This is a genomic window from Pantoea sp. Pa-EAmG (assembly GCF_030024295.1).
In the GTDB taxonomy this organism is placed as follows: domain Bacteria; phylum Pseudomonadota; class Gammaproteobacteria; order Enterobacterales; family Enterobacteriaceae; genus Pantoea; species Pantoea dispersa.
The window spans coordinates 1-1,248 of the sequence record NZ_JASEWO010000357.1 but is presented as its reverse complement, the minus strand read 5'-3'; the positions used below and the strand labels follow the sequence as shown (position 1 = coordinate 1,248).

1 protein-coding gene is annotated in these 1,248 nt (G+C 50.9%); it reads left to right on the top strand.

The features are described 5' to 3' along the window. Positions 1-132: 132 nt before the first annotated feature. Complete coding sequence (mgrA, locus tag QMM04_RS22580; protein ID WP_282997119.1) at positions 133-1,167, top strand: L-glyceraldehyde 3-phosphate reductase; 1,035 nt, start codon at positions 133-135, stop codon at positions 1,165-1,167. Positions 1,168-1,248: the final 81 nt, after the last annotated feature.

Here is a 1,248-nt window from a genome sequence, read left to right as displayed (position 1 = left end):
GCAACAGAAATCCAGCATGACCTATTTTGGTTCGTTCCGACTCATCGCGCTTTAATGGTCAACTTGCACGACGTGTGGCCGAACTAAAATAACTGTTCGCATAATTTATATTTCGATTACGAGGAAAGAGTTATGACTTTTACCGCATCGCCATCCCGTTATCAGACCCAGATGCAATACCGCAAAACGGGCAAAAGTGGCTTGGTATTACCGCTCATTTCACTAGGGTTGTGGCAAAACTTTGGCGGCGTTGATGTATTTGAGTCCGGCCGCGCCATTCTGCGCCATGCTTTTGATCACGGCATTACGCACTTTGATCTCGCCCACAATTACGGACCACCGGCTGGTTCCGCAGAGGAAAATTTTGGTCGCTGGTTTGCACAGGATTTCGCGCCATACCGTGATGAACTGATCATCTCAAGTAAAGCGGGATGGGATATGTGGCCGGGTCCGTATGGCGGGCCGACTGGGAGCAAAAAACATCTCATCGCCAGCTGTAACAACAGTTTGCGTCGCATGGGGCTGGAATATCTCGATATTTTTTACAGCCATCGCGTTGACCCTAATACGCCACTGGAAGAAACCATGGGGGCGTTAGTGCAGTTGCATCGTCAGGGAAAAGCGCTGTATGTGGGGATTTCATCGCACTCACCTGAACTGACAAGACAAGCAGCCGCTATTTTAGCGGATGAAAAAGTACCGCTATTTATTCATCAACCTAACTATTCGATGCTGAACCGTACAATAGAAGCCGGTTTACTGGATACCCTGGCAGAGTTGGGCGCGGGCTGTATTGCCTTTTCACCGTTGGCACAGGGGATGCTGACCAACAAATATCTCAACGGTGTGCCAAAAGAAGCCCGAGCAACGGGCGGTGATCCGCGTCTGGCAGCCATGCTCAGTGAAGAGAATATGGCGAAAATACGGGCGTTAAACAGCCTGGCGGAGCAGCGTGGACAGACATTAGCGCAAATGGCGATTGCATGGGCGTTACGAGATGAACGTGTCACTTCAGCCTTGATTGGTGCTCGCACGGTAGATCAACTCAGCGACTCGCTTAAAGCGCTGGATAATCTGGCGTTTAGCACTGAGGAACTGGCAGAAATCGATAAATATGCCACCGAGGGTGGGGTTGATGTGTGGCGTGAGTCGTCGCAAATCAAATAATCTTGCCTGAAGAGGCGCTGCCAGGCGCGGCGCCTTTTATCCCATCGAACGTTCAGCCAGTCGCCACGCTTTTGGCGACAT

Excerpts from the sequence above, each read along its gene's own strand:
- mgrA (WP_282997119.1), top strand. The coding sequence starts at position 133 with ATGACTTTTACCGCATCGCCATCCCGTTATCAGACCCAGATGCAATAC.